The 2,634-nt window shown below is 52.6% G+C and carries 6 protein-coding genes; 2 read left to right on the top strand and 4 right to left on the bottom strand.

Features of this window, described 5'->3' with window-relative positions; all coding sequences use genetic code 11:
* Positions 1-189, top strand: a 189-nt coding sequence (locus tag ACR3FF_RS26705) for a transposase (RefSeq protein WP_458191101.1), incomplete at its 5' end; no start/stop codon positions are given.
* Here the strand turns inward: ACR3FF_RS26705 and ACR3FF_RS26700 are convergent.
* The 4 genes from ACR3FF_RS26700 to ACR3FF_RS26685 form a co-directional block, all read right to left on the bottom strand.
* A complete protein-coding gene (locus tag ACR3FF_RS26700) occupies positions 179-328 on the bottom strand; it encodes an HVO_A0114 family putative DNA-binding protein (protein ID WP_458191102.1) in 150 nt (49 codons plus the stop codon). The two genes, ACR3FF_RS26705 and ACR3FF_RS26700, sit on opposite strands and share 11 nt — an antisense overlap.
* Positions 329-368: 40 nt before the next feature.
* Positions 369-821: a type II toxin-antitoxin system VapC family toxin gene (locus ACR3FF_RS26695; protein ID WP_458191100.1), complete on the bottom strand. Its 453-nt coding sequence runs from the start codon at positions 819-821 to the stop codon at positions 369-371.
* Positions 822-827: 6 nt separating this feature from the next.
* Entirely contained in the window at positions 828-1,031 is a 204-nt protein-coding gene (locus ACR3FF_RS26690; RefSeq protein WP_076432782.1) for a hypothetical protein, read from the bottom strand.
* Between the two features lie 176 nt (positions 1,032-1,207).
* Positions 1,208-1,627, bottom strand: a complete 420-nt coding sequence (locus ACR3FF_RS26685) for a hypothetical protein (RefSeq protein WP_458191099.1) — start codon at positions 1,625-1,627, stop codon at positions 1,208-1,210.
* A 148-nt stretch (positions 1,628-1,775) separates the two neighbouring features.
* On the opposite strand from ACR3FF_RS26685, the gene ACR3FF_RS26680 reads away from it, so the two are divergent.
* Entirely contained in the window at positions 1,776-2,003 is a 228-nt protein-coding gene (locus ACR3FF_RS26680; RefSeq protein ID WP_458191098.1) for a hypothetical protein, read from the top strand.
* Positions 2,004-2,634: the final 631 nt, after the last annotated feature.

Raw genomic sequence — 2,634 nt, 5'->3', positions numbered from 1 at the left:
TACAACCGGCGGAGTGGGGTTGAACGAACCAATGAATCAGTCAAGGACTGCGGCCTCGGGCGAACGCACGCCCGAGGCCGCGTTCATGCACGAGCGCAGGTGTTCCTCGCGCTGTGCCTCCGTCTCGTCGTCGCCATCACCAACTACGAACGTGGAGACAATCCGGGAAGTACCGTGATCACGGTGTGAGAACTCTTCTATGACACCCTCGTGCAAGATCACGAACTGACGCAACTTCGTTCTCGGCGAGATATGTGATGAGGTCACGTCGTTTTGGAGTAAGGATTTCAGCCGCGCTTTCGTGGCTCAGGATATGGACGCCTTCCATTCCACCGCGAGCAAGCGCTCGTGCCATCTGTTTCCGGCGGTCACTGGGCGTCATCTGTCGCGGGATTGATTGCTGGAAGCTCCTTTGCTTGTGCGACACTCACGAGTTCTTTGTCTGCACAGACGAACGTGAGATCTTCGACGTTGGTCGCCAGCGCACGTGCAGCTGAGAGTTGAAGACTGTCGAGTGTTCGAAGATCGTCTTCAAGAATCAGCTCAAAGGCGTAGTCGAACAACTGTTCGTCCAGGGGAACAATCTGGAAGTTTTCGAGGGCTTCGTGGAAGAATGCTGCAAGGAGTGAATCGACTTCGTCGCGGGAGATTGAATCTCGGTTCTGCTTTCGACGAAACGCAGAGACGGTTTCGATTACCGCAAGTGAAGTGATGAGAACGTCATTCTCGACTGGTTCGATTATTGCGTCAACTACGTTTGTCCCTTGTTCATCATAGTAGCGCTTCACGAGGGCAGAGGTATCGAAAAAGTAAGACGGCATTTGTAATTAGAGACGTTCGTCGCGGTCTTCAGAGACGAGATCAGAGATGGGTGTACCTTTCGCTATTTGCTCCCGCGCTTTCTTTAGATCATCGGGAGCTTGGTGGTCGGCGAGGAATGCTTTCATCCGGGCTTCGAGCGGTGTGTGCTGCGACTGCTTGAGCAGTTCTCGGCCCATATTTTCTAGATTCTTTTTCGCAGCGTCACTCATACCCACTAGTCGTTTCTCAATCGGTATACCGTTTACGTCTATTGCTCGAGAGGAGGACGGAAGCTCTCTTTGAGGTACTCAAGTGAACTCTATTTTTGGTGCGATTTCGAGAATCGTTATATGGCTTAAGTAGAAGAGGTAGTTAGCATATTGTACTAACAACTGTCCGTTTGGTCTCAGACCTGCTCTTTTCTAATCGTCACTATATCGGCTGCCACTCGTCCCGATCCTTCTGCGGCAATCACGAGCAGATTTGGCGCTGGCGTACAAGGCGCTCGGTCACCCACGTGAAAGCCAGCATCTGCAGCACCGGGGAGTTGCACTTGATAGCCATTCCCTGCGATTTGGAGTGAAGCGTTTGTAACGCGGTGGATCGAGACGGTGTCTAAAGCGGCTGACGTTGCGAGTTCGACCATATTCTCATCTGTGATGCGGTTGATGTCGACGACGAGAAGGAGGCCATCGAATGCAAACACGCGGATATCTGCGAAGCGAGTGGGCTCGTCATCTTTCTCTTCAATGAGTCCAGCGGCTCGGGCAGGCTTTGTGACTTGGAGAGCGAGGCCATCGCCGGAACGTTTGATTTTGTTGGGCATTGGTGGTTAGTATAGTATACTAACCCAAGAGTGTTCGCCTTGGAAGATGCGCTCGGTTCGGAGTTGACCGTGAGAAGTGGGGGGTATCCATCCTCTCTAGTGGTATCCCGTGTACTTACCTGTACGGCTCTCAAATCCAGAGATAGCAATGAGTTCGAATGGGACGTCGCCACTGACCCCACTCGCGCAGGATGCGCTCGACGCGCTCGCGACCGCACTTCCGGATGCGGGAGAGCTCACGTACGAGCAAGCGTATGCAATTCTCAACGACGAAGAGGATCTTGAGCGCCCTGCTGCCGAGGATATCATCGAACGGCTCTACATGAAAGGCCATCTCTATGAGGTCGAAGGGAAGCTCCGACTCACCGATTATTGACTACAGAATTGAGCAACTGTCGGAGCATGCTGACTGGTACCGTCCGTTTGAGTATGTGGGTTACTACAATCAGTATTTGTGCTACCGGAACGTGTTTTATTCCACCGTACGATGATCTAACTGCGCTCTCACACCTGGCCAACACAACTTCCCTGCGCCATCATGTGACGCTCAAGGTTTGGCTGGTTGTGAGGGCCTTGCGGTCGGCTTTCCTTGCCTTTCTCCGAATGAGCGTTGGTGGGAACTGCGTTTTCGGAAACTCCAATCGGAAACGATTCAATCAGGCTACTGACGACCGATTCTCTCGGAGCTTTCTGAGACCAGTCCCAGACAGGCAGTTCTGAATGTAGAGGTACGAATTCGCTCCAAACTGACGGTAACAGAACCTCGACTCTTACTTCATAGTGAGGGTGTCATAGAACGATTAGCACACCAAAGAGCAGGGTGAACGCTGAGGTGGAATGAGTTCAGCGACCCTGCAAGATGATCCTTCGGTAGAGTCCTTCTTCAATGTCGCTAGTTGTCCACTCTCTCGATAACGGCGGCAGCAAAAGCTCGGTCTCACACCGGAAGGACACCGAAAGCGAGACGAAGAACCCTACGAACGCTGCGGAGAGTCGAGAAGGTATCG

It is taken from the genome of Haladaptatus ordinarius (genome assembly GCF_054177595.1).
The sequence above is the reverse complement of the archived record's forward strand: the minus strand, read 5'-3'. Positions and strand labels throughout refer to the sequence as shown.

What these genes read in the sequence shown, in the direction of transcription:
- ACR3FF_RS26680 (WP_458191098.1), top strand. Translation starts at nt 1,776, where the DNA reads ATGAGTTCGAATGGGACGTCGCCACTGACCCCACTCGCGCAGGATGCG.
- ACR3FF_RS26700 (WP_458191102.1), bottom strand. Translation starts at nt 328, where the DNA reads ATGGAAGGCGTCCATATCCTGAGCCACGAAAGCGCGGCTGAAATCCTT.
- ACR3FF_RS26695 (WP_458191100.1), bottom strand. Translation starts at nt 821, where the DNA reads ATGCCGTCTTACTTTTTCGATACCTCTGCCCTCGTGAAGCGCTACTAT.
- ACR3FF_RS26685 (WP_458191099.1), bottom strand. Translation starts at nt 1,627, where the DNA reads ATGCCCAACAAAATCAAACGTTCCGGCGATGGCCTCGCTCTCCAAGTC.
- ACR3FF_RS26690 (WP_076432782.1), bottom strand. Translation starts at nt 1,031, where the DNA reads ATGAGTGACGCTGCGAAAAAGAATCTAGAAAATATGGGCCGAGAACTG.